Source organism: Bradyrhizobium sp. Arg816, assembly GCF_029989365.1.
Classification (GTDB): Bacteria; Pseudomonadota; Alphaproteobacteria; order Rhizobiales; family Xanthobacteraceae; genus Bradyrhizobium.
The window spans coordinates 537,654-561,602 of the sequence record NZ_JAPRAQ010000004.1; the positions used below are offsets into that span (position 1 = coordinate 537,654).

Genomic DNA, 23,949 nt, shown 5'->3' on the forward strand with positions numbered 1-23,949 from the left:
ACGCCACGCTCAAACAAAAAACGCGATAGGGAGTTCTCGATGAAGGCCGCCGTTCTCTATGAAGTCAATCAGCCGCTGGTCATCGAGGACATCAGCCTGCCGAAGCCGGGCCCGCGCGAAGTCCTGATCCGAACTTCGGTTGCCGGGCTCTGCCACTCCGACCTGCATTTCATGGAAGGCCTGTATCCGCATCCGCTGCCCGCGGTGCTCGGGCATGAGTCCGCCGGCGTCGTCGAGCAGGTCGGCTCCGACGTCACCTATGTGAAGCCGGGCGATCACGTCGTCACCTGCCTGTCGGTGTTCTGCGGTACCTGCGACAACTGCACCACCGGCCGCACGGTGCTCTGCACCGACACCACCGTGAAGCTGCTGCCGGGCGCTTCCAACCGGATGCAATGGTCGAAGCCGGAGAAGCTGCATCAGTTCCTCAACCTCTCTTCCTTCGCCGAGCAGATGCTGGTGCACGAGAATGCGATCGTCAAAATCAGGAAAGAAATGCCGCTCGATCTCGCCGCGCTGATCGGCTGCGGCGTCATCACCGGCTACGGCGCGGTGGTGAACACGGCCAAGGTGACGGCGGGCGAGACCGTGGCTGTGATCGGCTGTGGCGGTGTCGGCATGGCCGCGATCAACGGCGCGCAGATCGCAGGGGCCGGACGCATCATCGCCATCGACACCAATCCGGCAAAGCTCCAGCTCGCGACCAAGCTGGGCGCCACCGACATCATCAATCCCGCCGACGGCGACGTCGTGAAGCAGGTGCGCGACCTCACCAATGGCGGCGTGCATTATTCCTTCGAGGTGCTCGGCCGCAAGGAAACCGCGGAGCAGGCTTTTGGCATGCTGGCGTCCGGCGGCACGGCCACCATCGTCGGCATGATCCCGTTCGGCCAGAAGATCGAGCTGCACGGCTTCGACTTCCTGCGCGAGCGCAGGATCCAGGGCTCCTCGATGGGCTCCAACCATTTTCGCGTGGACATGCCGAGGCTGGTCGATTTCTACCTGCGCGGCAGGCTGCACCTCGAGGACTGGATCTCGGCCAAGCTGAAACTGAGCGAGATCAACGAGGGTTTTGCCAACATGAAGGCCGGCAAGACGCTGCGCAGCGTGATTGTGTTTGACAGCTAGCCCTGGAGCTCGCTGGTGCCACTCCAAGATACGTGTCATCGCCCGCGCAGGCGGGCGATGCAGTCTTCCAGAGACGGCAGTGATTGAATCGAAAGGCCGCGGCGTACTGGATGCCCCGGTCAAGCCGAGGCATGACAGCGGAGTACGCGGCGCCCTACGTCTTCTTCGCTGCCAGCGCGTCGGCAACCGCGGTACGGATGTCGGCGACCGAGAACGGCTTGGTCACGACGTCATGCACCAGCGCGTTCAAATTCGAGGCGCGCTCGCGCTGGTCGGCAAAGCCGGTCATCAGCAAAATGGTCAGGTCGGGGAAGTCGCGCGCGGCGGAGAGCGCCAGCGCGATGCCGTCCATCACCGGCATCTGGATGTCGGTGAGCAGGAGATCGAACGCGCCGTTCTCGCGGGTCAGGATTTCCAGTGCCTCGGCGCCGTCCTCCGCGGTGACGATCTCGTGGCCGTCCATGGCGATGGCGCGCGCCACCAGCTGGCGCATCGAATCCTCGTCGTCGGCGATCAGGATTTTGGGCATGAGACCAACCTTGGGACCAACCTCGCGGCCAACCTTCCTCGCGAGACCTGCAGAATCGATTACACGCTGCCGCCGGCGATGTCGCGCCGGTTGAAGAACCGAACGTCGATATTGCGGCCCTCCGGCGGCGGCGAGGCCAGGCGCGAGCGGAAGAAGGCGCGCTCACCCGGCTGCAGCACCGTCTGCTCCAGCACGGTGTTCCAGGCGTAGATTTCCGCTCCCTGCGCGTCGCGCACCGCAAAGCGCAGCCGCGGGATATCGAGCGGCTTCTTGCTTTGACCGACGATCACGCCCTCGATCACCAGCACCTGCTTACCGTCCACGGTCTCGCTGGAGAGCTTGACGTCCTTGAACGCCAGCCCGCGCAAATTAACTTCGAGTCCGACCATCTTGTAGAACGCCGCCGTCTGCGGCAGCAGCCGGACCATGTCGCCGCGCCAGATGATCAGCGCCAGCACCAGCGCGCCCATGGCGGCGCAGGCGGTCGGCAGGCCGAAATGGGATTTTCGTGGAGCCTCGGTGGGGGCCTGGCGCCTCACCCGTGCCCCGCGGCGGCTGAACAGGCCGCGGAACCAGGACTGGTGCTGCGCGCCGGCGACGTCATCCTCGGCGGCGCGGGCCGCCGCTGACCATTCGTCCTCGGTCTCCTGGGCGTCCTCGGCCGGCCAGTCGCTGGCGATCGAGGGGCTGTCGACGACAGGCGTGTCGGCGGCGCCGTCGTCCCTGGCGTAAGAGTTCCACTGCTCGGCGAGGTCGGACTGGTCGTCGGCCTGGCTGGCTGCCGCCATGGCCGGGACGGACGCCCCCTCGATGGCATCCTCGGCATAGGCGACCCAGGTCTCCTTGCAGCGGGAGCAGCGGACCGTCCGCCCGTTCGCCCCCAGGCTCGCGGGCTTGATGGCGTAGGATGTCGTACAATGGGGGCAGACGATATGCATGGACACGAGCCTTGATGCACGGACTGGTCTTGACGATGCTTCGGTCGCGGAGAACCGGGCATCCCAGATGCTACAGAGCGACCGTTAACGAACCGGAAACCATAACGGCCGCAAAACCCGTTGATCGCGTGTGGCGGAGCGCAGCAGCGCGGCCCGCGCCCCCTCTCGAACGGAGCTGAGCTTGGTTCGGTTCGAAAATGTCGGATTGCGTTACGGACTGGGGCCGGAGATCCTGCGCGACCTCAGTTTCGAGATTCCGGCGCATTCCTTCCAGTTCCTCACCGGCCCGTCCGGCGCCGGCAAGACCTCGCTGCTGCGTCTGTTGTTCCTGTCGCACCGGCCGACGCGCGGCCTCGTCAACCTGTTCGGCCACGACATCTCGCAGCTCGGCAAGGACGAGATCGCGGATTTGCGCAAGCGCATCGGCATCGTGCTCCAGGACTTCCGCCTGCTCGACCACATGACGACCTATGAGAACGTCGCCTTGCCATTCCGCGTCATGGGCCGCAGCGAGTCGAGCTATCGCAAGGAGGTGATCGATCTGTTGCGCTGGGTCGGCCTCGGTGACCGCATGGACGCGCTGCCGCCGATCCTGTCTGGCGGCGAGAAGCAGCGCGCGGCGATCGCGCGCGCCGTGATCTCGCGGCCGCAACTCCTGCTCGCCGACGAGCCGACCGGCAGCGTCGATCCGACGCTCGGCCGCCGGCTGCTGCGGCTGTTCATCGAGCTCAACAAATCGGGTACCGCCGTCATCATCGCCACCCACGACATCGGCCTGATGGACCAGTACGAGGCGCGACGCTTCGTGCTGCACCAAGGGCGGCTGCACGTCTATGAGTAGGTCCGACGACCGCGGCGTGCTGGTAGATCTCGGACAGGAGCGTCCGCAGCTTCCGCCCAAGGCGCGCAACATGTCGCCGATCGTGCCGCGCGCCTCGATCCACGGCCGCGCGCTGGTTGCCGTCGTCGCCATCATGACCTTCCTCGCCTCGATGACCACGGGCACGGTGCTGCTCGTCAGCGCCTCCGCCGCGGAATGGCAGTCGGACGTTGCAAGCGAAATCACCATCCAGGTCCGCCCGCAGACCGGCCGCGATCTCGATCGCGACACCGCGGCAGTGACGGAGGCCATCCGCGCGCAGGCCGGCATCATCGAGGTCAAGCCGTTCACCAAGGACGAGAGCGGCAAGCTGCTCGAGCCCTGGCTCGGCACCGGCCTGTCGATGGATGATTTGCCGGTGCCGCGCATGATCATCGCGCGCGTGCAGCCCGGCACGCAGCTCGATCTCGGCGCCTTGCGCGCGCGCGTGACCCAGGCCGCCCCAAGCGCCAGCGTCGACGATCACCGCGCCTGGATCGAGCGGATGCGCTCGATGACCAACGCCACCGTGCTCGCCGGCATCGGCATCCTCGCCCTCGTCATCATCGCGACCATCATCTCGGTCTCGTTCGCGACCCGCGGCGCCATGGCGGCGAACCGCCCGATCGTCGAGGTCCTGCATTTCGTCGGCGCCGGCGACCGGTACATCGCCAACCGCTTCCTGCGCCACTTCCTCAGGCTGGGCCTGGAGGGCGGCGTGATCGGCGGGGGCGCCGCCATGCTGGTGTTCGGCTTCTCCGAGTCGATCGCCGGCTGGTTTTCCGGGACCCCCGTCGGCGACCAGTTCGCAGCCCTGCTCGGCACCTTCTCGCTGCGGCCGTCGGGCTACATCGTGCTCGCCGTGCAAGCGGTGCTGATCGGCGCCATCACCGCGGTAGCCTCGCGCCAGACGCTGTTCGCGACGCTGAATGACGTGGATTGAGATGGTTTCTTCCTTCTCCCCTTGTGGGAGAAGGTGGCGCGAAGCGCCGGATGAGGGGGCTCTGTCCGCGCGCACGAACGTCGAGGCGTATTCGCGGAGACAGACCCCTCACCCGTCTCGCCGCTTTCGCGGCGAGCCACCCTCTCCCACAAGGGGAGAGGGGAAGCAGCCCGATAAACCGGACTCCACTTCGCCTCAAAACGTCCTAAAATCATCCGGGGAAGGGATCACCGACATCATATGACCTCGCCGACCGACGATCGATCGCCGAAATTGCCGCGTGGCTGGCTGCGCGCGGCATTGGTATCGACGATCGCGTTCGTCTTCGTCGGCGCGGCGGCGGGCTTCATCGCCTTCCTGTCGCAATTGCGCGGCGCCGAGATCGCGCCGGACCGCAAGGCGGACGGCATCGTGGTCCTGACCGGTGGCTCCTCGCGGGTGTCGGATGCGATGGAGCTCCTGGCGGCCGGCTACGGCAAGCGGCTCCTGATCTCCGGCGTGCACCCGACCTCGACGGCGAGCGACATCTCCCGGACGCTGCCGGAGAACCAGTCCTTCATGCATTGCTGTGTCGATCTCGACCGCACCGCGGTCTCGACCCGCGGCAACGCGGCGGAAGCGCGGCGCTGGGCCGAGGGGCGCGGCTTCAGATCGCTGATCGTCGTCACCTCGAACTATCACATGCCGCGCGCGCTGGTGGAGTTCTCGCATGCGATGCCGGAGACCACGCTGATCCCGTTCGCAGTGGTCGGCGAAAAATGGCGCGAGGAGCCGTGGTGGACCTCGCCTTCCACCTTGCGGCTGCTCCTGTCCGAGTACGTCAAGTACATCGCCGCCGAGCTGAGGGTGCGGCTGGAGGATTTCGGGATTGACCTTTCACCCGAGATGTCGGAGCAGCCTGCAGGCGTGGCGCCGAAGCGGCCCGCCACGGCCCAGGCCAATTGATCGGATCATCGATGTTTTTGATTTTCCTGCGCTCGCTCCTGTTCAACGTGCTGTTCTACGCCGTGCTGGTGTGTCTCGCGATCGTGGCGCTGCCGACCTTCGCATTGCCGCCGCGCGCGATGCTGACGGTCGCGCAATGGTGGGCGAAGGCGACGCTGTTCCTGATGCGCGTGATCTGCAACATCAAGGTCGAATTCCGTGGGCTGGAGAAGATCCCGGCAGGGCCGCTGGTGATCGCGGCGAAGCATCAGTCGTTCTGGGAGACGTTCGTGCTGCCGGGCTTCTTCAACCGCCCGATCTTCATCCTCAAGCGGCAGCTCATGCAGATCCCGGTGTTCGGCCAGTTCCTGGTCAAGACCGGAATGATCGCGATCGACCGCAAGGCCGGCGTGAAGGCGCTGCTGGACATGACGCGGCGGGCACGCGAGGCGGTGCGCGCAGGCGGGCAGCTCGTGATCTTTCCGGAAGGCACACGCCGGGCGCCCGGCGCTGCGCCCGATTACAAGACCGGCTTTGCGCAGATCTACGCGTCATGCGGCGTGCGGTGCCTGCCGATCGCGCTCAATTCCGGCCTGTTCTGGCCGCGCCGCACCTTCATGCGCTATCCCGGCACGCTGGTGGTCGAGTTCCTCGATCCGCTGCCATCAGGCCTGCCGAAAGACGAGTTTCTCGCGCGCGTGCAAACCGCCATCGAGGACGCGACCGCTCGCCTCGTCGAAGCGGGCCGGAGAGAGCAGGAGCAGTTGATCGGCTCGTCGCCGAGCTACGCGCCGTCGCAGAGCTAGCGGTTCTCTCGATCTTCCGCGGGAGCCGGCGCGTGCAGGGAATGCGCATCGCCATGCAGCATGGTCGCGAGCTGATGCAATTGCGTGTCGCGAAAACCTTCGGCCTCGATCGCCTTCACCGTTGCCGTCACGTAGTCGCGGTTGGCCCCGGATTGGCCATGGCCCTGGACAACATGGCGATGCTGGTCGGCGAGCGACAGCCGGCCGGCATATTGCACATGCCCCCGGTCGACCACATAGGCGAGCGCAGAGACGCGCTGTCGCGCATCGTTCTCCAGCCACACCGAGCGCATCACCTCGCGATAGACGGAGGTGACCTGCTCGCGCGCCCGCAAATAGGCGACGACGTCGGCGCGGTCCTTCTCGGCGACGCGAAAAGCAATGCCGCGGCAGGCGCCGCCGCGGTCGAGCCCGAGCACCAGGCCCGGCTGCTCCGGCGTGCCACGATGCACGAAGGAATAGACGCAGAGCGCGCGGTGCTCGCCGACCAGCCGCGCCGGGACGCGTTCCCTGAATTCGAAGCCCGGCCGCCACATCAGCGAGCCATAGCCGAACACCCAGAGGTCGCCCTTGGCTGCGGTGACGGAGGGGAGGGTGATTTCCGACATTTCGGGCACGGCTACCAGAACGACGCCCCCAAGCGAAGCGAATTCTCGGCCTTTCGGCGCGGCCGAACCCCGCTTACATTTGACAAAATCTGGGGTCAAAGGGTCGCCGCATGTCAGATATGACCGTTGCCACAGGCCGCCGCCCCCGTTGGGGCCTTTTCATCGCCCCCATTATCCTCCTGATCCTCGCCGTCGCGTGGAGCTGTTTCTGGTTCTATGCGGCCTCGCAGGCCGAAATCGCCGCGGACGCCTGGCGGGCGCAGGAGGCCAAGTCCGGCCGCATCTATGATTGCGCCAAGCGCTCGATCGCCGGCTTCCCGTTCCGTTTCGAGGTCCAGTGTTCCGGCGCCAGCGTCGCCCTGGTGTCGCAGAACGCCAGCAAGACGCCGTTCACGGCCAGACTCGACAACATCCTGGTCGTCGCCCAGGTCTACGATCCCAAGCGCGTCATCGCCGAATTCTCGGCGCCGGCGACGCTCACCGACGGCGTCACGCAAAACACCTTCGTGGTGAATTGGAGCAAGGGCCGCAGCAGCGTGGTCGGCCTGCCGGCGGTGCCGGATCGCGCCTCCATCGTGTTCGACGATCCCGTCATCAATCGTCTCGACGGCAGCGTGCAGGTGCCGCTCGCGCGCGCCAAGCAGGTCGAGCTGCACGGTCGCCTCGCGGATGGGTCGCCGTCGGATCATCCTGTGATCGAGACCGTGCTGCACGTCGCGCAGGGCAGCATCCAGGGCGTTCATCCCTTGCTCGCCGAGCCGTTCGAGGCGGACACGCGCGCGAAGATCACGGGCCTCTCCGACCTCACGCCAAAGCCGTGGCCGCAACGCTTCCGCGAGATCCAGGCCGCCGGCGGTCACATCGAGATCGTGCAGTCGCGCGTCCAGCAGGGCGAGATGATCGCGGTTGCGGCCGGCACGCTCGGCCTCTCGGCCAATGGCCGACTCGACGGCGAATTGCAGATGACCGTGACCGGCCTCGAGCGCGTGATCCCGGCGCTCGGCATCGAGAAGATGCTGGAGGAGGGTGTGCCGCAGGCAACGCTCGACCGCGTTGCGCCCGGCGTGAAGTCGCAGGACCTCAACAATCTGTTCGGCGCACTCGACCGCGCCGTTCCCGGCCTCGGCAAGGTCATCAAGCAGAATGCCAATGCCGGCGTTGCGGCCGGCATCAATTCGATCGGCACCGAGAGCACGCTTGAGGGCAAGAAGGCTCGTAGCTTCCCGCTGAAATTCGTCGACGGCGCCGTGCTGCTCGGCCCGGTCAAGGTCGGGCAGATCCCACCGCTGTATTAGGTGTCTCCGTAGCCCGGATGGAGCGAAGCGCAATCCGGGGCAGGTCGCGCCGCGCTGAAAGAGATCCCGGATTACGCTTGCGCTCCATCCGGGCTACTTGAACGCTACGGCTTCTTGCCGAGCTGCGCATGCGGCCGGCCGAAATCCGGCGCAGCCGAATCCTGGCCGATCTCGACGATGCCGCGGCGGATGGCGCGCGTGCGCGTGAAGTGGTCGAACAGCGCCTCGCCGTCGCCGCGCCGGATCGCGCGGGTGAGCTTGGCGAGATCCTCGGTGAAGGTGCCGAGCATCTCCAGCACTGCTTCCTTGTTGGCGAGGAAGACGTCGCGCCACATCGTCGGGTCGGACGCCGCGATGCGGGTGAAGTCGCGAAAACCGCCGGCCGAGAACTTGATCACCTCGGACTCCGTCACTTGCGCCAGCTCGTCGGCGGTGCCGACGATGGTGTAGGCGATCAGATGCGGCAGATGGCTGGTGATCGCGAGCACGAGATCATGATGATCCGGCGTCATGATCTCGACCTTCGCGCCCATCGCCGCCCAGAACGCGCGCAGCCGATCGGTGGCCGCCGCATCGACGCCTTCCGGCGGCGTCAGGATGCACCAGCGGTTGATGAAGAGCTCGGCGAAACCGGAATCGGGGCCCGAATGCTCGGTGCCCGCGACGGGATGCGCCGGCACGAAATGAATGGTCTTCGGCAGATGCGGCGTCATGTCCCTGACGATCGCGCCCTTGACCGAGCCGACGTCTGAGACGATCGCGCCCGGCTTCAGATGTTCAGCGATTTCCTGCGCCACCGGCCCGCAGGCACCGACGGGAATGCAGAGGATGACGAGATCGGCATCCTTCACCGCTTCCGCATTGGTCGCCACGACCTGGTCGACGATGCCGAGCTCCAGCACCCGCGCGCGCGTCTTCTCCGAGCGCGCGGTGGTGACGATCTCGGAGGCCAAGCCCTGGAGCTTCGCAGCGCGCGCGATCGAGCCGCCGATCAGGCCGAAGCCGATCAGCGCAACGCGCTGGAAGTGCGGTGTGGTGCTCATTTGCCGGCCATGAAGTCGCGCAGGCCCTCGACGACGAGGCGGTTCGCCTCCTCGGTGCCGATGGTCATGCGCAGCGAATGCGGCAGGCGGTAGTTCTTTAGCGCGCGCAACACCAGCCCGCGCTTGGTCAGATACGCGTCGGCCTCGTCCGCGGTCTTGCCATTTTCCGGGAAGTGGATCAGCACGAAATTGGCGACGCCGGGCGTCACCTTCAGACCGAGCTTGCCGATCTCCTCGGACAGCCAGTTGCGCCAGGTCTCGGTGAACTGCTTCGACATCGCCTGGTGCGCTGTGTCCTCGATCGCAGCGACCGCGGCATACATCGCCGGCGTCGACACGTTGAAGGGACCGCGGATGCGGTTGACCGCGTCGATGATGTGCTCGGGACCGAACATCCAGCCGACGCGCAGCGCGGCGAGGCCGTGGATCTTGGAGAAGGTGTGCGTCACCACGGTGTTCTCGGTGGTGGCGACCAGCTCGATCCCCATCTCGTAGTCGTTGCGCGAGACGTAATCGGAATAGGCGGCATCGAGCACCAGCAGCACGTGCGACGGCAGGCCGGCGCGCAGCCGCTTGACCTCGTCGAACGGCACATAGGTGCCGGTCGGATTGTTCGGGTTGGCGAGCCAGACCAGCTTTGTCTTCGGCGTCACCGCGTTGAGGATGGCATCGACATTGCAGGTGAGGTTGGTCTCCTGCGCGACCACGTTCTTGGCGCCGACCGCCATGGTCGCGATCGGGTAGACCAGGAAGCCGTGCGTGGTCGAGATCGCCTCGTCGCCCTGGCTGAGATAGGTGTGGGCGAGCAGATTGAGGATCTCGTCCGAGCCCGCGCCGCAGATGATGCGGTTGGGGTCGAGCCCGAAAGAACGGCCGATCGCTTCGCGCAGCACGCGCGAGGTTCCTTCCGGATAGTCTTCCAGATGCGCCGCCACGTTCTTGAAGGCCTCGATCGCCTTGGGCGAGGGCCCGAACGGCGTCTCGTTGGCCGAGAGCTTGAACACCTTGCGGCCCGGCTCGGCCACCGGGCTCTTGCCGGGCGTGTAGGGCGCAATATCGAGAATGCCGGGATTCGGCACGGGGCGGGACATCTTCAACTCCGGAAGTAGCTTTAGGCGGTTCGCGATCTACGATTTCGACCCGGTCGAGGGCACCGTATAGCGCGTTGCGTGGCTGCCGACGAGGGCCGTGGAGCGCACCGAGGCCCCCGCTTCGATCAGGGCAGCCTTGATCTTGTCGATGCTGGTCGCGCTCGTGACCGAGACCAGCAGCGCCGCGCCGTCGAAGGCGGTATCGGGCACCGCCACGATCTCGGCGAGCGGCGACAGGGCGCGGGCGACCTCGGCGTTCCAGCCGGACACGCGCACGCTGAAGGTCTCGACCTCCGTCACCACGGCGCTGTCGGCGACGCGCGAGATCGCGAACACCGGCAGCGAGGCCGGATGGTCGGCGCGCTCGACGAAGGGCAGCCGCGCGATGATCTTCGGCGCGCCGTCCGCCTCCAGCTCCAGCCACCACGGCGTGCGGCTCGAGGTTGCCGAGACCAGCGCCAGGTCGCCCTTGGATTTTGCCACCGCCTCGACCGCCGCCTGCGCGCTGAAATGCGCGACGTAAGGCACCGTGAAGCCGAAATGAAAGCGCACGGAATCGCGCATCGCCGGCTCGCTCACCGAGATGTCGGCATGCACCGAGAACGGCGCCTGGACATAGGTGAAGGTCGAGATGATGACGCGCCAGATGCTCTCGACCGTGTCGAGCGGCAGGATGCCGCGATGGCGTTGCACGATGTCACGCATCATGGCGGCCTCGCGCGCCGGGCGGAACGCCGAGCCGACCTCCTGGGTCTGCTTCACCTGGATCAGGCGGTCGATGATGTCGCCGCGCTGCATCAGGAGACGATGCATGCCCTCGTCGATCGCGTCGATCTCCTTGCGCAATTCCTGGAGTGATGGTGGCGCGGGCGGACGTTGGGACATATCTGACTGGACTGTTGAGAGGCGTTCCAATGCGGATCGACCAGGCAAGCTGGTAGGTTCGGATCCGCTGCGATCGATATCCTGATTAGGCAGTCGGGGCGGCGAAAGCAAAGAGAAATGACGTCCTTTTGGGCTGATGTGACAGAGACGAATTTGGCTAATCCGGACCGCGACTTGACGAAAACCGCCCAAGACAGTAGGTTTTGCCTGTTCCGTGGTCATTTGAGCCGGCCGGCTTGCAGCCACGTTAAAAAACTCGCTAAACAGGCCGGGGACCCTTTCGATCCCGGCCGAACCTATCGTTCAGGCCGGGTTTTTCATGGCCTGATGTCACTGCGATCGAACGTCTGATCGCAAACGAGGTCGATGTCAGAGATGGGTGGCGTCAAGTCTGTGCCGAGCCCCGCGATCAGTGCCGACGACCGGTCGCATGAGGCGGATCATCCGAATTCGCAGCTCGCGCAGTTCGGCGCCGAGCAGCCGCTGCGGCTCGATTGCGGCATCGATCTCACCCCGTTCCAGATCGCCTACCAGACCTATGGCGAGCTCAACGCCGATCGCTCCAACGCGGTGCTGATCTGCCATGCGCTGACGGGCGATCAGCATGTCGCCAACGTGCATCCCGTCACCGGCAAGTCGGGCTGGTGGGAGACGCTGGTCGGTCCCGGCCGACCTCTTGATCCTCAGCACTACTTCATCATTTGCGCCAACGTGATCGGCGGCTGCATGGGCTCGACCGGGCCGGCCTCGATCAACCCCGCGACCGGCAAGGTGTGGGGCCTGGATTTCCCCGTCATCACCATTCCCGACATGGTGCGCGCGCAGGCGATGCTGATCGACCGGCTCGGCATCGACACGTTGTTCGCGGTGGTCGGCGGCTCGATGGGTGGCATGCAGGTGCTGCAATGGACCTCGGCCTATCCAAGGCGCGTGTACTCCGCGCTGGCGATTGCCTGCGCGACGCGGCACTCGGCGCAGAACATCGCCTTCCACGAGCTCGGCCGCCAGGCGGTGATGGCCGATCCCGACTGGCACAACGGCCGCTACACGGATCAGGGCATCCATCCGCATCGCGGACTTGCGGTGGCACGGATGGCCGCGCACATCACCTATCTCTCCGACGCCGCGCTGCATCGCAAGTTCGGCCGCCGCATGCAGGACCGCGAGCTGCCGACCTTCTCGTTCGACGCCGATTTCCAGGTCGAGAGCTATCTGCGCTACCAGGGCTCGTCCTTCGTTGAGCGGTTCGACGCCAACTCCTATCTCTATCTGACCCGTGCGATGGATTATTTCGACATCGCCGGCGACCACGGCGGCGTGCTGGCGAAAGCGTTCGCGGGCATCGAGACGCGCTTCTGCGTGGTCTCCTTCACCAGCGACTGGCTGTTCCCGACCTCGGAATCGCGCGCACTGGTGCACGCGCTGAACGCGTCGAGCGCGCGAGTGTCGTTCGCCGAGATCGAGACCGATCGCGGCCATGACGCCTTCCTGCTCGACGTGCCCGAATTCTTCGATATCGCCCGTGCCTTCCTGCAATCGGCAGGGAAGGCGCGCGGGCTCACCGCCAGGAATGACTGACAAGGACGGCTAGCGATGTCTGTGCAGGAAGTGCTGCCGCTGGGCGGCGTTGCGACGGAGCAGTCCGGCCCGTTTCGCGCCGATCATCTGCTGGTCGCCGAGATGGTCAAGCCCGGCTCGAAAGTGCTCGACGTCGGCTGCGGCGAGGGCGACCTGCTTCAGCTTCTGGAGACCCGCGGCATCGACGGGCGCGGCATCGAGCTGTCGCGCGAGGGCGTCAACCGCTGTGTCGCCAAGGGCCTCGCGGTGGTGCAGGGTGATGCCGACACCGATCTCGTCAATTATCCCGACGACGCCTTCGATTACGTCATCCTGTCGCAGACGCTTCAAGCGACGCGGCAGCCGCGGGTCGTGCTGGAGAATCTGTTGCGCATCGGCCGCCGCGCCATCGTGTCGTTCCCGAATTTCGGCTTCTGGAAGATGCGGCTTCAGCTCCTGGTCGGCGGCCACATGCCGCGCACCGAGAATCTGCCCGCGACCTGGTACGACACCGCCAACATCCATTTCTGCACCATCAAGGATTTCGTCGAGCTCTGCGACGCGATCCACGTCAAGATGGAGCGCGCCGAGGCGCTGGATCTCTACGGCCGTCCATTGCGGCTGCGATTGCCGTGGTGGGTGTGGAACATGTTCGGCGAGCAGGGCGTGTTTCTGCTGAGCCGGGGCGGAAGGAAATAGTTACTCGCCCGCGCTCCTCAAAATGAGGAGCTGAGGTCTATCCTTTGTCATTGCGAGCGTAGTGAAGCAATCCAGAGTCTTTCCGCGGAGGGATTCTGGATTGCTTCGCTGCGCTCGCAATGACGGAGTACTTGGCCGCGACTGTGCTTAATGCGCTGCGAGCGACCGCGGATCGCGCACCGGCCAGCGCCCGGCTTCCACCAAAGTCACGAACCGCTCCACGCTCTCGTTGAACAGCGCGGGTTCTTCGAGATTGAGCACGTGGCCTGATTTCGGAAACATCGACAGGCCCGCCGCGGGCAGGTGCTTCTTCAAGAACAGGCTTGCCCCGACGCAGGGATCGTCTTCGTCGCCGCAGATGATCAGCGCGGGCGTTGCCACACCTCGAATGGCATCCGGCATCGTGTAAATCGATGGCCTGCCGCCCTGGAAGCCGCGCATCGTGTTGGCCGAACCCTTGGCATCGTGGCGCGCCAGCGCGGCGTAGAAATCGGCATGGCCGCGCGGGTCCTTCACAAGGAACGGAATCCGGCTCGCCGCCTCGCGCGTGACCTTTGCGACCTCGGCGGAGCCTGATGTCTCGAACTGCTCGGCATTGGCGCGGCACTGCTTGCGCCAGTTGTCGAGATTCTCGATCTCCGATCCTGAGCCCACGCCGGCCAGCGTCATCGACAGCGCGCGCTGCGGCGCGTTCAATCCGATCTGGAGCGACGAATAGGCGCCCATCGACAGGCCGACGAGATGCGCGCGCTCGATCTTGAGATGATCGAGCACCGCGAGCGCGTCGGTGTAGAAGTGCTTGTAGGTGTAGACCTCGCCGTCAGGCACGTCCGACGGCGTGTAGCCGCGCGCGGAATAGGTGATGCAGCGATGGCCGCGCGAGAAGTAGCGCATCTGCGGCTCCCAATTGGTGTAGTCGGCCGCGAACTCGTGCAGAAAAATAATCGGCGTTCCCTGGCCCGCTTCTTCGAAATAGATGCGGACGTCATCGCTGGTCGTGGCGTGGGGCATTAACTATTTCCCTCTCTTCAAGCCGCCTTTGGAGAGTTGCAGTTAATGCTGTTGTCCGCAATGCGGCAGCCTCACGCCAGCACCTGCACAAAATCATCGCAGCTATTCGCGGGCGTGGCGTCTTTTTCTCGCCACATCCGGCGGCTTAACGGCCAGACGGATGTCGGCCATCGCACGGCCGATTGGGGAAGTGGGGGTGTCAAGAAGGATGAAGTATGTTCGAGTTGTTTGCGTCTCGCCTGTCGCGTTGTGTTGTCGCGCTGGCGATTTTCTCCGCGGCGGTTGCCGCGTTCGTTTCTCCGGCCTCAGCGCGGCCGCATCATCGTCATAGCGCAGAGCGGCACGCTTACGTGCACCACGCCAGACATCATCATGACCGTCATTATCGCCACCATGCCCGTAGCTCGCGCTTCGAGCGCGGCGCGGCGCAGTTGCAGGCGAGCGGCTTCGCCGACACCCAGGCCAGCTACAATCCCAACGCCAATGTCGGCGGCATGGCCAACAACGGAATGACCAATCCTGGAATGGCCAATAGCGGTGGCGGCTTCGGCGGCGGATCGGGCCTCGTGTCCGAGGCGCGCCGCTATGTCGGCGGCAATCCGACCGGGCGCGGCAGCCTGTGGTGCGCGCGCTTCATGAACATGGTGCTGCAGCACACCGGCCATCAGGGCACCGGCTCCGACATGGCGAGCTCGTTCGCGCGCTACGGCACGCGTGTCTCCGGTCCGCAGGTCGGCGCCATCGCTGTCATGTCGCGCGGTCGCCGGGGCGGCCATGTCGGCATCATCACCGGCGTGGACGCGCAGGGCAATCCGATCATGATCTCCGGCAACAACGGCAATCGTGTTCGCGAGGCGCCGGTCTCGCGCGGCCGGATCTATGCGTATGTGATGCCGAACTGAGGCTCGTCATTGCGAGCGAAGCGAAGCAATCCAGAATCCCACCGCGGAGACAGTCTGGATTGCTTCGTCGCTTTGCTCCTCGCAATGACGGAGGGTGTTGAGGCGGCGTGCCGTCACACCAGCTTCGGCGCTTCCACCGCGATCGCGTCACCGACGCCGATGTCGCCGTCGGCGATGACCTCGGCATAGATGCCGCAATCCATGTGCCCGAGATTGCGCGAGAGCGTCGGTGGTATCTCGAGATCGCGCTGCGCGGTCTCGGGATCGACGTTGACCGCCGGGCAACGGACGATGCGCTTGACCACCTTGAGCCGGACCTGACCGATCGCCAACGTCTCGCCGACGAGGTCGAGCTCGGACCAGGCCGGCCAGCCCTTCACGTAGAGATTGGCGCGGAAGCGCAGCGGATTCACTGCGGCGCCGCCGAGCATGGTCTCGATCGCGCGGACGCTGTCGAGATTGATGATCGACACGACCTTGCGGGCGACGTCGGAAAAGCTGTGGTCGCGGCCGGACAGAACTTTTGGCGGGCCCTTCAGCTCCGGCTGAAAATTCTCCGTGAAATAATCCTCGATGGCGGCGCGCCCGGCAGTGCTCTCGAGGTCCCCGCTGGCGACGATCTGGCCGTCCTTGCGGATGGTCAGGCGGTTGGTCGCGTCCTCGAACCGGCTGTCGAGGGACGCCAGCCGCTCATTGCGCGCCAGCATCAGGAACTGGATCTTCGGCTTCCAGGCCGGCGCCTCCGGATCGAAGCCGCTCGGGCCATTCTCGATGGCGTAGCGGCGGTCGGCCGGCAGGGTCTGGCCGATCCGCAAGGGGACCCGGGGCAGGGATTCCGGCGTCAGGCCCTTGATCGGGTAACGGTAAAGGCCGGTGATTTCGGCGGTCTGGCTGGCTGTCATGTCGCTACTTAAGGGATTCGACCTGCCGGCGCCAAGCAGGCGGACCCGTGCACGAAATTGTGAACGCGCCTCTTCCGATCCGAGGCCAAGCTTCCCACATCTGGGTCAGGCCGGCGCCAGCGCCGGCTGCTAACGACCGTTGCCGGTTGACGACCATCAACGCAGGCACCGGAAACCCAATGAAGATGCCGTTTGGAGTGCCTTAGAGGGCTCCAGGGGCAGGCCGAGGGAAAGAAAAGACATGAACATCGACAAATATACCGAACGCTCCAGGGGCTTCGTCCAGTCCGCGCAATCGCTTGCGGTGCGCGAGGGGCATCAGCAGTTTTCGACCCTGCACGTCCTGAAAGTTCTGCTGGACGACAATGAGGGCCTCGCCGCCGGTCTGATCGACCGCGCCGGCGGCAATTCCCGCGCAATCCTGAAGGCGACCGAGGACGCCCTCAACAAGGTGCCGAAGGTCTCCGGCGGCGGCGCCGGCCAGATCTATCTGGCGCCCGAACTCGCCCGCACTTTTGATGCCGCCGAAAAGGCCGGCGAGAAGGCCGGCGACAGCTTTGTCACCGTCGAGCGGCTGCTGCTCGGCCTCGCGCTGGAAAAGACCAGCGAGGCCGGCGCGATCCTGGCCAAGGGCGGCGTCACCCCCCAAAACCTCAATGCCGCGATCGAGGCGCTGCGCAAGGGCCGCACGGCGGACTCGGCGACCGCCGAGAACGCCTATGACGCCCTGAAGAAATATGCCCGCGACCTGACCCAGGCTGCGCGCGACGGCAAGCTCGACCCGGTCATCGGCCGCGACGAGGAGATCCGCCGCACCATCCAGGTGCTCTCGCGCCGGACCAAGAACAATCCCGTTCTGATCGGTGAACCCGGCGTCGGCAAGACCGCCATCGCCGAGGGCCTCGCGTTGCGCATCGTCAACGGCGACGTGCCCGAGAGCCTCCAGGACAAGAAGCTGCTCTCGCTCGATCTCGGCGCGCTGATTGCGGGTGCGAAGTACCGCGGCGAGTTCGAGGAGCGGCTGAAGGCCGTGCTCCAGGAAGTCACCGCGAGCGAGGGCAATTTCATCCTTTTCATCGACGAGATGCATACGCTGATCGGCGCCGGCAAGGGCGACGGCGCGATGGACGCGTCCAACCTGCTCAAGCCCGCGCTCGCGCGCGGCGAGTTGCACTGCATCGGCGCCACCACGCTCGACGAGTACCGCAAGCACGTCGAGAAGGATGCGGCGCTGGCGCGGCGCTTCCAGCCGATCTTCGTGAGCGAGCCCTCCGTCGAGGACACCATCTCGATCCTCCGCGGCTTGAAAGACAAGTACGAGCAGCACCACGGCGTCCGGATCACCGATTCCGCGCTCGTGGCGGCGACGACGCTGTCCAACCGCTACATCACCGACCGCTTCCTGCCGGACAAGGCGATTGACCTCATGGACGAGGCGGCTGCGCGGCTGAAGATGCAGGTCGATTCCAAGCCGGAAGAGCTGGATTCGCTCGACCGCGAGATCATCCGGCTCAAGATCGAGCAGGAAGCTCTCAAGAAGGAGAGCGATCTCGGCTCCAAGACCCGTCTCGAGGGGCTTCAGAAGGAGCTCAGCGAGCTCGAAGAGAAGTCCGCGGCCCTGACGTCGCGCTGGAGCGCGGAGAAGAACAAGCTCTCCAACGCCCAGAAGCTGAAGTCGGAGCTGGACGCGCTGCGCGTCGATCTCGCCGACGCACAGCGGCGCGGCGAATTCCAGAAGGCCGGCGAGCTGGCCTATGGCCGGATCCCGCAGCTTGAGAAGCAGCTCGCGGAGATCGAGGCGCGTGAGGGCTCCGGCGAGATGATGGAGGAGGCTGTCACCGCCAACCACATCGCGCAGGTGGTCTCGCGCTGGACCGGCGTGCCCGTTGACAAGATGCTGGAAGGCGAGAAGGAGAAGCTCCTGAAGATGGAGGAGCAGCTCGGCAAGCGCGTCGTCGGCCAGGCCGAGGCCGTGCGTGCGGTCGCGACCGCCGTGCGCCGCTCGCGCGCGGGCCTGCAGGACCCGAACCGGCCGACCGGCTCGTTCATGTTCCTGGGGCCGACCGGCGTCGGCAAGACCGAGCTGACCAAGGCGCTCGCGGAGTACCTGTTCAACGACGAGACCGCGATGGTCCGCCTCGACATGTCCGAGTACATGGAGAAGCACTCGGTCTCGCGGCTGATCGGTGCGCCCCCCGGCTATGTCGGCTATGACGAGGGCGGCGCGCTCACCGAAGCGGTGCGGCGCCGGCCTTACCAGGTGGTGCTGTTCGACGAGATCGAGAAGGCGCATCCTGACGTCTTCAACGTCCTGTTGCAGGTGCTCGACGACGGCCGCCTGACCGATGGTCAGGGCCGCACGGTCGATTTCCGCAACACGCTGATCATCATGACCTCGAACCTCGGTTCGGAGTATTTGGTGAATCAACCGGAGGGCGAAGACACCTCAGCCGTGCGTGAGCAGGTGATGGGAATGGTGCGCGGGCATTTCCGGCCCGAGTTCCTGAACCGTGTCGACGAGATCATCCTGTTCCACCGCCTGCAGAGGAGCGAGATGGGCCGGATCGTCGAGATCCAGTTCGCCCGGCTGCAGAAGCTGTTGACCGATCGCAAGATCGTGCTGACGCTCGATGCCGCGGGCCGCGACTGGCTTGCTGCGAAGGGCTGGGATCCCGCCTACGGCGCAAGGCCGCTGAAGCGCGTGGTCCAGCGCTACCTCCAGGATCCGCTCGCCGAGATGATCCTGGCCGGCGACGTCAGGGACGGGGATACGGTTGCGATCTCGTCCGAAGGCAACGTGCTCACCTTCAACGGCAAGGCGCCGCAGACCGCGGAGATCGCCCAGTTCGAGGCGCCGGTGTCGAAGCGGAAGCTGAACTGAGCGCTGATGCGCACCGCTAAATAAATCCGCCCCGGAGGGGTCGTCCTCTCCGGGGCGATCTTTTTTGGCAGGGTGCGGCTCGCTCGAGCGAGCTCGCTACTTCTTCACGACCTTGTAGATCGCGTTCTCGATATCGGACGAGAAGTAGATGATTCCGGAGGCGCCGATGGCGACGCCGGTCGGGATGTTGCTGGGCAGGCCCCCGGGGGCGCCCATCAGCCCGATCGGAAGATTGGCAGCGACCTCGGTGACCTTGCCGCTGTCCGGCGCGATCTCGATCAGCCGCCTGGCGCCTACTTCCGCCACGATCAGCCTGCCATCGCTCCCGCGCGCGATGCCTTCGGGCATTTTCAACTCCTTGGCGAGCACGGTCTTTTCGCCGTTTGTCTCGATCCTGGAAACGACGCCTGCGAAGGCTTCGGTGAGGTAGACCTCGCCGCGCGATCCGCCGACGAGCCCGACCGGACCTTCGAGGCCGCCAATCAGCGTGGTGCGGTCCCTGCCGTGCTCGCCGCTGACGCGGACCAGCGATTTGGTGCCGAGCTCGGCCACCAGGATGCTACCGTCCTCGAGCACGATTGCGTCATGCGGCGCCTTGAAGTCGTGCAGCATGTCGCGGGTGGCGCCGGTCTTGGCGTCGATCACCTGCACCGTGCCGGTGAACCAGCTCGACAGGACCACGTCGTTGCCTTTCGCCGTCGCGCTCATCGGATATTCGAGCGTGGCTCCGGCGGCGTGCATGCGCGCCCTCTCGGTGACCTCGCCGGTCGCACCGTCCACCGTGCGATAGGCGAACACGTCGGCGACGTGGATCGTATCCTTGCCGTTGTCCGAGGTGACGCCGATGCCGCCGGGCAAAGCGAGCTTGCCGATGATGACCTGCCGGGCCTGGCCGGTCGCGGGATCGACCTCCTGGATGCCGTTGTCGGCCATGTTGGAGACGTAGATGCGGTCCTTGTCATCGATCGCGAGATTGTCCAGCGACGGCTTCAGCTGCGCGACCATGGTCTTGGCGCCCGACTTGGGATCGACCCGAACGAGCTGGCCGAGCGCGGTGTCGACCACCCAGAGATTGCCCTTGGAATCGAAGTTCACCGCGGCCGGGACCTTGAATCCGTCGGCGACGACGGTCAGCTCGGCCTTGTCGACGTCGACTTTTGCGACCTGCCCCTTGAACCAGAGCGGACCGTAGAGCTTGTCGTCGGGGCCGAACTCGAAGCCGTTGAGGCCGCCCATCTTCTCCATGATCTGGCGGGGCGGTTTGACGCCCTCGACGTCGATCTCATAGAGCGTGTCGCCGAGGAAGACGGTGGTCGCGTAAAGCCTGCCGTCCTTGCGGAAGGCGAGCGAGTTGATGCCGGGAAGGCCGCTAGCCAGCTTCTTGATCGGGCCGTCGCCCTTGCGCGAATAGAGATCGCCGGTCAGGAAGCCGGTCCAGGCCATGGTGCCATCGGGCGCGAATGCGATGTCGTCGGCCATGCCCACGGGAGACGGGATTGCAACCTTGGCGGTACCGCCTGCAATGTCGACCTCGTAGAGCGCCGCGCCCGCGACGCTGCCGGCAAACAGATGGCCGGCTTTGTCGATTCCGAGCCCGTGCACGCCGTGGAACGCCGAGCCGGGGACGAGCTTGCTGACCTCCCAGCTCTCGCCAAATACGCTCGTGGTGGCGAAAATCGCAGCAACGAAGCTTGCGCAGGCGAGCCTGTTCTTCATGGCGAGACCTCCCTTTTTTGGAAAGTATTCGCCCCTGGTGCCGCTTTGGCAAACGAAACTTGACGTTGTAACGCGGTGAAACGACGTCGCTTGACGACGTCGCATCCAGATCATGTTTTCCAGAGATGTCCGGTCGATTTCGGCCGGTTAGGGGATCAGCGGTTGGTGACCTGCAACGGGCCGCCGGTTGCGTCCGAAATGCGGGCGATGGCGCCGTTGCGGCCGCTCATCATGGCGTCGAGCCGGTCGCGTTCCTTCTCGAAGCCCGCCAGCACCGTGCCTTCCAGCGAACGGCCGCGCGGCAATTTCACGCGCAGCGGATCGACGAAGCGGCCGTTGACCAGGATTTCGTAGTGGACGTGAGGGCCGGTCGACTGGCCGGTCGAACCGACGAAGCCGATCACCTGACCCTGCCGCACCTTCTTGCCGATCTCCATGCCCTTGGCGAAGGCCGACATGTGGCCGTAGGCCGTCTCATAGCCGTTGGAATGCTTGATCCGGATATACTTTCCGTAGCCGCCTTCAGGGCCGGCCTTCTCGATCACGCCGTTGCCGGAGGCGAAGATCGGCGTGCCGTAGGCGGTAGCCCAGTCGACGCCGGTGTGCATCTTCACATAGCCCAGGATCGGGTGGCGGCGACCGCCGAAGCCCGAGCGCATGATGGCGTTGTTGACGGGCTTCCTGACCAGGAATTTCTTCGCGCTCTTGCCGGTCTCGTCATAGTAGTCGACGACGCCGTCGTCGGGGCTCTGGTAGCGGTAGTATTTCTTGGTCTCGCCGCCGACCGTGAGGGAAGCGAACAGCACGTCGTTCTTTTCGCTCGACGTCACGCCCTCGTCTTCGCCGGCATAGAACACGTCGAACGAGTCGCCCGGCTGCACCTTGCGCTGGAAATCGACGTCGTAGGAGTAGATCTTGATCATGTCCTCGATGACCGGCATTGGCACTTTGTTGCGCATCGCGGTCTCGTAGATGCTCTGGTAGAGCCGCACGCCGGTGCCGTCATCGTCGTCATCGTCGTCGCTGTTGGCGCTGGCCGCGGCATCGGCGACGGTGTTCATGCTGGAGACGTCGACCGCGACGTATTTGCCGAGATCGGACAGCGCCGCGATCGCCTCGACCATGGTGTCGTTTGCAACCACGACGCGATAGGGTTGGAGGCGGGCGCCGGGGCTTGCGGGCGCCATCAGGATGCGGAGTTTTTCGCCTTCCTTCAGGCCGCCGTCGCGGCCGCGCGGGCCGAGCGTCGCGGTGATCGCCTTGATCTCCTCGGCCGTCGCGCCGAGATCGCGCAGGACCGAGCCGACGCTGTCGCCCTTCTTGACCATGTGGACGCGTTCGCCGTTGGGATTGCCGCCGGTGATCTGCTCCTTGGTCTTCGGCAGCAGCGTGACGTTTTCCGGCACCACGCGCGTCTCGAAGCCGGCATAGGGATCGGACGGCGACACTTCGCTGGCGTAGGCCATCTTCATGTCGGAGGGGCCGGTCGCCCCGGAGACGTCGGCGGTGGCCTTGGCGAGCGAGGCGTAGCGCACCCCGCCATTGCCGCGCCAGTTGGCGGCGTCGCGCACCCGCATCAGGATGTCGTCGAGCGCCACCACGGCGGAAATCTTGGCCTTCGGCAGCACCGGTGACAGGTCTTTAGTGACGAAGGAGACTTCGGCATCGGGCTCGACGGCTTCGGGATTGTTCGGATCTTCCGCCGCGGTCTTCGGATCGGAGCCGACATCGGTGAGCAGGCGCTGGGCGTTGAACGGCGGGATCTTTGCCGACAGATCGCTCGTCGTCATCGACAGATTGCCGGCGATCCGGACGAACGGGCGCACCCGCATCACGTCGCGGTTGCCGACGCGGGCGACGGTGGAGACGCGCACGATGTTGCGCGAGGCCGTGGATTCGTTCGGCGGCGGCAGGCGGTCGCTTTTGTGCAGCGTGGCGGCGCGATCGGCCGCGCCGAATGCGCCGCGCAGCGCGCCTTCGACGCGCTCAGGCACCTTGGCGAAGGTCATCTCACCGTCGAGAGAAGCGAAAACGGCGCCGCCGATCAGGGCTGCGCCGCAGAGTCCGGTCAGAATTGTCCCGCTGAACCATTGCACCGAAACGCGGCGGCGATCGATGACGGCGGCCTCGGAACCATCGACGGACAGCGGCGGCTCGTGGCCGAGATCGATGATCCCGGTCTCACGCCCGTAAGCGCCGCGTGACGTCCTGTGGTTCAACCTAAGTCCCCCAATCAACGACCCGAGATGCCCGCTTTCGAACCTCTCCCGGCCGCCCTCTTGAAGGGGGATCGCCGGAAAAGGCAAGCCGCACAGGCGCCCGCGCTCAGAAAGCCCTCGATGGGGCCGGCCGAAATTACGAACAGCTGGACGGGTAAAGGTCTCTCGATGTCTCTCGAATGTCGGAGGAAGGCTGCGTCATCTGCAAGATCGCCTTCCTCTGACCCCATGAAAATCGCCGGCAGCCCCCACTGGCATCCTGCGATTCAAGCTTGTCTGTACCAGAACGCCGCGGGATTGTGGCTCTAGTACGGCGCCTAATATGGAAAAAGTTTCCTGAACGGCCGGGCGCAAGAAGCCCCGTCTGGCCGGGGCCGCGGGACCAGGTCTGGCCTGGGTAGAGCTCGGTCCGGCCTGGGGGATGGGCTCGTCTGCCATGGACGAGGACTGGGTCCGGCCTGGAGGGGCCTTCGCCTGCCAGGACATCGGGGGCGTCTGGAAGGACGCAGGGGGAGGGTGCCCGGAGAGGCGTCCAAAGCCCCCTCCGGAGCCCGCCGGCGAGCAAACTTTTTTTGAGATTTTTTTGCGGTGCAGCTTCGCTCCGGCCGTTGGCTGCCCCTCTAATTGGCTGGAATTGCTGGATTTTTTTTCGATGATCCACCGTGCGACGATTTGTTGACAATGGGCGTTGACAATCCCGGGCGGGGGGGCCTATAACCCGACCACTGAGCGCGGCGCCGCCGGGTCACTGACCAAGGCGAGCGAACGCGCCACTGATGCTCCTCACCTTGTTGAGTGACACAACAGTCGACGTAAGTCGATTGGAGTTCATTCATCGTCGGTAAGGGTGTCGGAACCCTTCCTCTCGGGAAGGTTGAGACCTCTCCGGTCTCGGGCTGTTTGACAAGTGAAGATGAAGAAAGAGAAACGTGGACGGCGGAGTCCTTGCGCCTCTCGGACACTGAAGAGCTTCGGCTTTTGAGTTCTGAGAGGGGACGAAAGACTTCGGCGGT

General features: G+C 65.3%; 20 protein-coding genes and 1 riboswitch. Of the genes, 10 read left to right on the forward strand and 10 right to left on the reverse strand.

All coding sequences use genetic code 11. From position 1 onward, the window contains the following. Window positions 1-39 precede the first annotated feature (39 nt). Window positions 40-1,128 carry a Zn-dependent alcohol dehydrogenase gene (locus tag OWC48_RS13955; RefSeq protein WP_282520499.1) on the forward strand — a complete coding sequence of 363 codons (1,089 nt, stop codon included), beginning with the start codon at window positions 40-42 and terminating at the stop codon, window positions 1,126-1,128. A 154-nt stretch (window positions 1,129-1,282) separates the two neighbouring features. On the opposite strand, the gene OWC48_RS13960 is transcribed toward OWC48_RS13955, so the two are convergent. Continuing rightward, entirely contained in the window at window positions 1,283-1,657 is a 375-nt protein-coding gene (locus tag OWC48_RS13960) for a response regulator (RefSeq protein WP_282520500.1), read from the reverse strand. A 59-nt stretch (window positions 1,658-1,716) separates the two neighbouring features. Continuing rightward, entirely contained in the window at window positions 1,717-2,595 is an 879-nt protein-coding gene (locus OWC48_RS13965; RefSeq protein ID WP_282520501.1) for an MJ0042-type zinc finger domain-containing protein, read from the reverse strand. 181 nt (window positions 2,596-2,776) lie between these two features. On the opposite strand from OWC48_RS13965, the gene ftsE reads away from it, so the two are divergent. The 4 genes from ftsE (at window position 2,777) to OWC48_RS13985 (ending at window position 6,127) form a co-directional block, all read left to right on the forward strand. Next, window positions 2,777-3,436, forward strand: coding sequence for a cell division ATP-binding protein FtsE (gene ftsE / locus OWC48_RS13970; protein WP_014491659.1), 660 nt, complete (start codon window positions 2,777-2,779; stop codon window positions 3,434-3,436). Next, entirely contained in the window at window positions 3,429-4,397 is a 969-nt protein-coding gene (locus OWC48_RS13975; RefSeq protein WP_282520502.1) for an ABC transporter permease, read from the forward strand. Before ftsE ends, OWC48_RS13975 begins: the two co-directional genes overlap by 8 nt. Before the next feature lie 240 nt (window positions 4,398-4,637). Then, the gene (locus tag OWC48_RS13980) at window positions 4,638-5,342 is read left to right on the forward strand and encodes a YdcF family protein (protein ID WP_282520503.1); all 705 of its coding nucleotides are present in this window, start codon (window positions 4,638-4,640) and stop codon (window positions 5,340-5,342) included. An 11-nt stretch (window positions 5,343-5,353) separates the two neighbouring features. Continuing rightward, window positions 5,354-6,127: a 1-acyl-sn-glycerol-3-phosphate acyltransferase gene (locus tag OWC48_RS13985; protein ID WP_282520504.1), complete on the forward strand. Its 774-nt coding sequence runs from the start codon at window positions 5,354-5,356 to the stop codon at window positions 6,125-6,127. On the opposite strand, the gene OWC48_RS13990 is transcribed toward OWC48_RS13985, so the two are convergent. After that, entirely contained in the window at window positions 6,124-6,735 is a 612-nt protein-coding gene (locus tag OWC48_RS13990) for a gamma-glutamylcyclotransferase (protein ID WP_282520505.1), read from the reverse strand. The genes OWC48_RS13985 and OWC48_RS13990 overlap by 4 nt on opposite strands. Before the next feature lie 110 nt (window positions 6,736-6,845). Here OWC48_RS13990 and OWC48_RS13995 point away from each other — a divergent pair, with 110 nt between their 5' ends. Continuing rightward, the gene (locus tag OWC48_RS13995; protein WP_038942666.1) at window positions 6,846-8,030 is read left to right on the forward strand and encodes a DUF2125 domain-containing protein; all 1,185 of its coding nucleotides are present in this window, start codon (window positions 6,846-6,848) and stop codon (window positions 8,028-8,030) included. Window positions 8,031-8,134: 104 nt separating this feature from the next. On the opposite strand, the gene OWC48_RS14000 is transcribed toward OWC48_RS13995, so the two are convergent. From OWC48_RS14000 to OWC48_RS14010, 3 genes are read right to left on the reverse strand one after another with little or no spacing between them, the layout of a single operon-like run. Then, entirely contained in the window at window positions 8,135-9,073 is a 939-nt protein-coding gene (locus tag OWC48_RS14000) for a prephenate/arogenate dehydrogenase family protein (protein ID WP_282520506.1), read from the reverse strand. After that, on the reverse strand, window positions 9,070-10,164 hold the full coding sequence (locus tag OWC48_RS14005) for a histidinol-phosphate transaminase (protein ID WP_282520507.1): 1,095 nt from the start codon (window positions 10,162-10,164) through the stop codon (window positions 9,070-9,072). Before OWC48_RS14005 ends, OWC48_RS14000 begins: the two co-directional genes overlap by 4 nt. 36 nt (window positions 10,165-10,200) lie before the next feature. Next, window positions 10,201-11,049: a chorismate mutase gene (locus tag OWC48_RS14010; protein WP_282520508.1), complete on the reverse strand. Its 849-nt coding sequence runs from the start codon at window positions 11,047-11,049 to the stop codon at window positions 10,201-10,203. A gap of 204 nt (window positions 11,050-11,253) precedes the next feature. Next, window positions 11,254-11,333, forward strand: a riboswitch (SAM riboswitch). A gap of 91 nt (window positions 11,334-11,424) precedes the next feature. Between OWC48_RS14010 and OWC48_RS14015 the strand changes: the two genes are divergently transcribed. Both OWC48_RS14015 and metW read left to right on the forward strand, forming a co-directional pair. Then, window positions 11,425-12,627, forward strand: coding sequence for a homoserine O-acetyltransferase (locus OWC48_RS14015; RefSeq protein WP_282520528.1), 1,203 nt, complete (start codon window positions 11,425-11,427; stop codon window positions 12,625-12,627). Window positions 12,628-12,642: 15 nt separating this feature from the next. Beyond that, window positions 12,643-13,305 (forward strand): methionine biosynthesis protein MetW, encoded by a 663-nt coding sequence (metW, locus tag OWC48_RS14020; RefSeq protein WP_282520509.1) that lies wholly within the window; start codon window positions 12,643-12,645, stop codon window positions 13,303-13,305. Between the two features lie 147 nt (window positions 13,306-13,452). Here metW and OWC48_RS14025 read toward each other — a convergent pair whose 3' ends face one another. After that, window positions 13,453-14,316, reverse strand: a complete 864-nt coding sequence (locus OWC48_RS14025) for an alpha/beta fold hydrolase (protein ID WP_282520510.1) — start codon at window positions 14,314-14,316, stop codon at window positions 13,453-13,455. A 215-nt stretch (window positions 14,317-14,531) separates the two neighbouring features. Here OWC48_RS14025 and OWC48_RS14030 point away from each other — a divergent pair, with 215 nt between their 5' ends. Continuing rightward, complete coding sequence (locus tag OWC48_RS14030) at window positions 14,532-15,218, forward strand: TIGR02594 family protein (RefSeq protein WP_282520511.1); 687 nt, start codon at window positions 14,532-14,534, stop codon at window positions 15,216-15,218. 113 nt (window positions 15,219-15,331) lie between these two features. On the opposite strand, the gene OWC48_RS14035 is transcribed toward OWC48_RS14030, so the two are convergent. Then, a complete protein-coding gene (locus tag OWC48_RS14035) occupies window positions 15,332-16,120 on the reverse strand; it encodes an MOSC domain-containing protein (protein WP_282520512.1) in 789 nt (262 codons plus the stop codon). Window positions 16,121-16,361: 241 nt separating this feature from the next. Here OWC48_RS14035 and clpB point away from each other — a divergent pair, with 241 nt between their 5' ends. Further along, window positions 16,362-19,001 (forward strand): ATP-dependent chaperone ClpB, encoded by a 2,640-nt coding sequence (clpB, locus tag OWC48_RS14040; RefSeq protein ID WP_282520513.1) that lies wholly within the window; start codon window positions 16,362-16,364, stop codon window positions 18,999-19,001. A gap of 96 nt (window positions 19,002-19,097) precedes the next feature. On the opposite strand, the gene OWC48_RS14045 is transcribed toward clpB, so the two are convergent. Both OWC48_RS14045 and OWC48_RS14050 read right to left on the reverse strand, forming a co-directional pair. Then, entirely contained in the window at window positions 19,098-20,717 is a 1,620-nt protein-coding gene (locus OWC48_RS14045) for a hypothetical protein (RefSeq protein ID WP_282520514.1), read from the reverse strand. A 155-nt stretch (window positions 20,718-20,872) separates the two neighbouring features. Next, window positions 20,873-22,936, reverse strand: a complete 2,064-nt coding sequence (locus tag OWC48_RS14050; RefSeq protein WP_282520515.1) for a M23 family metallopeptidase — start codon at window positions 22,934-22,936, stop codon at window positions 20,873-20,875. Between the last annotated feature and the right edge of the window lie 1,013 nt (window positions 22,937-23,949).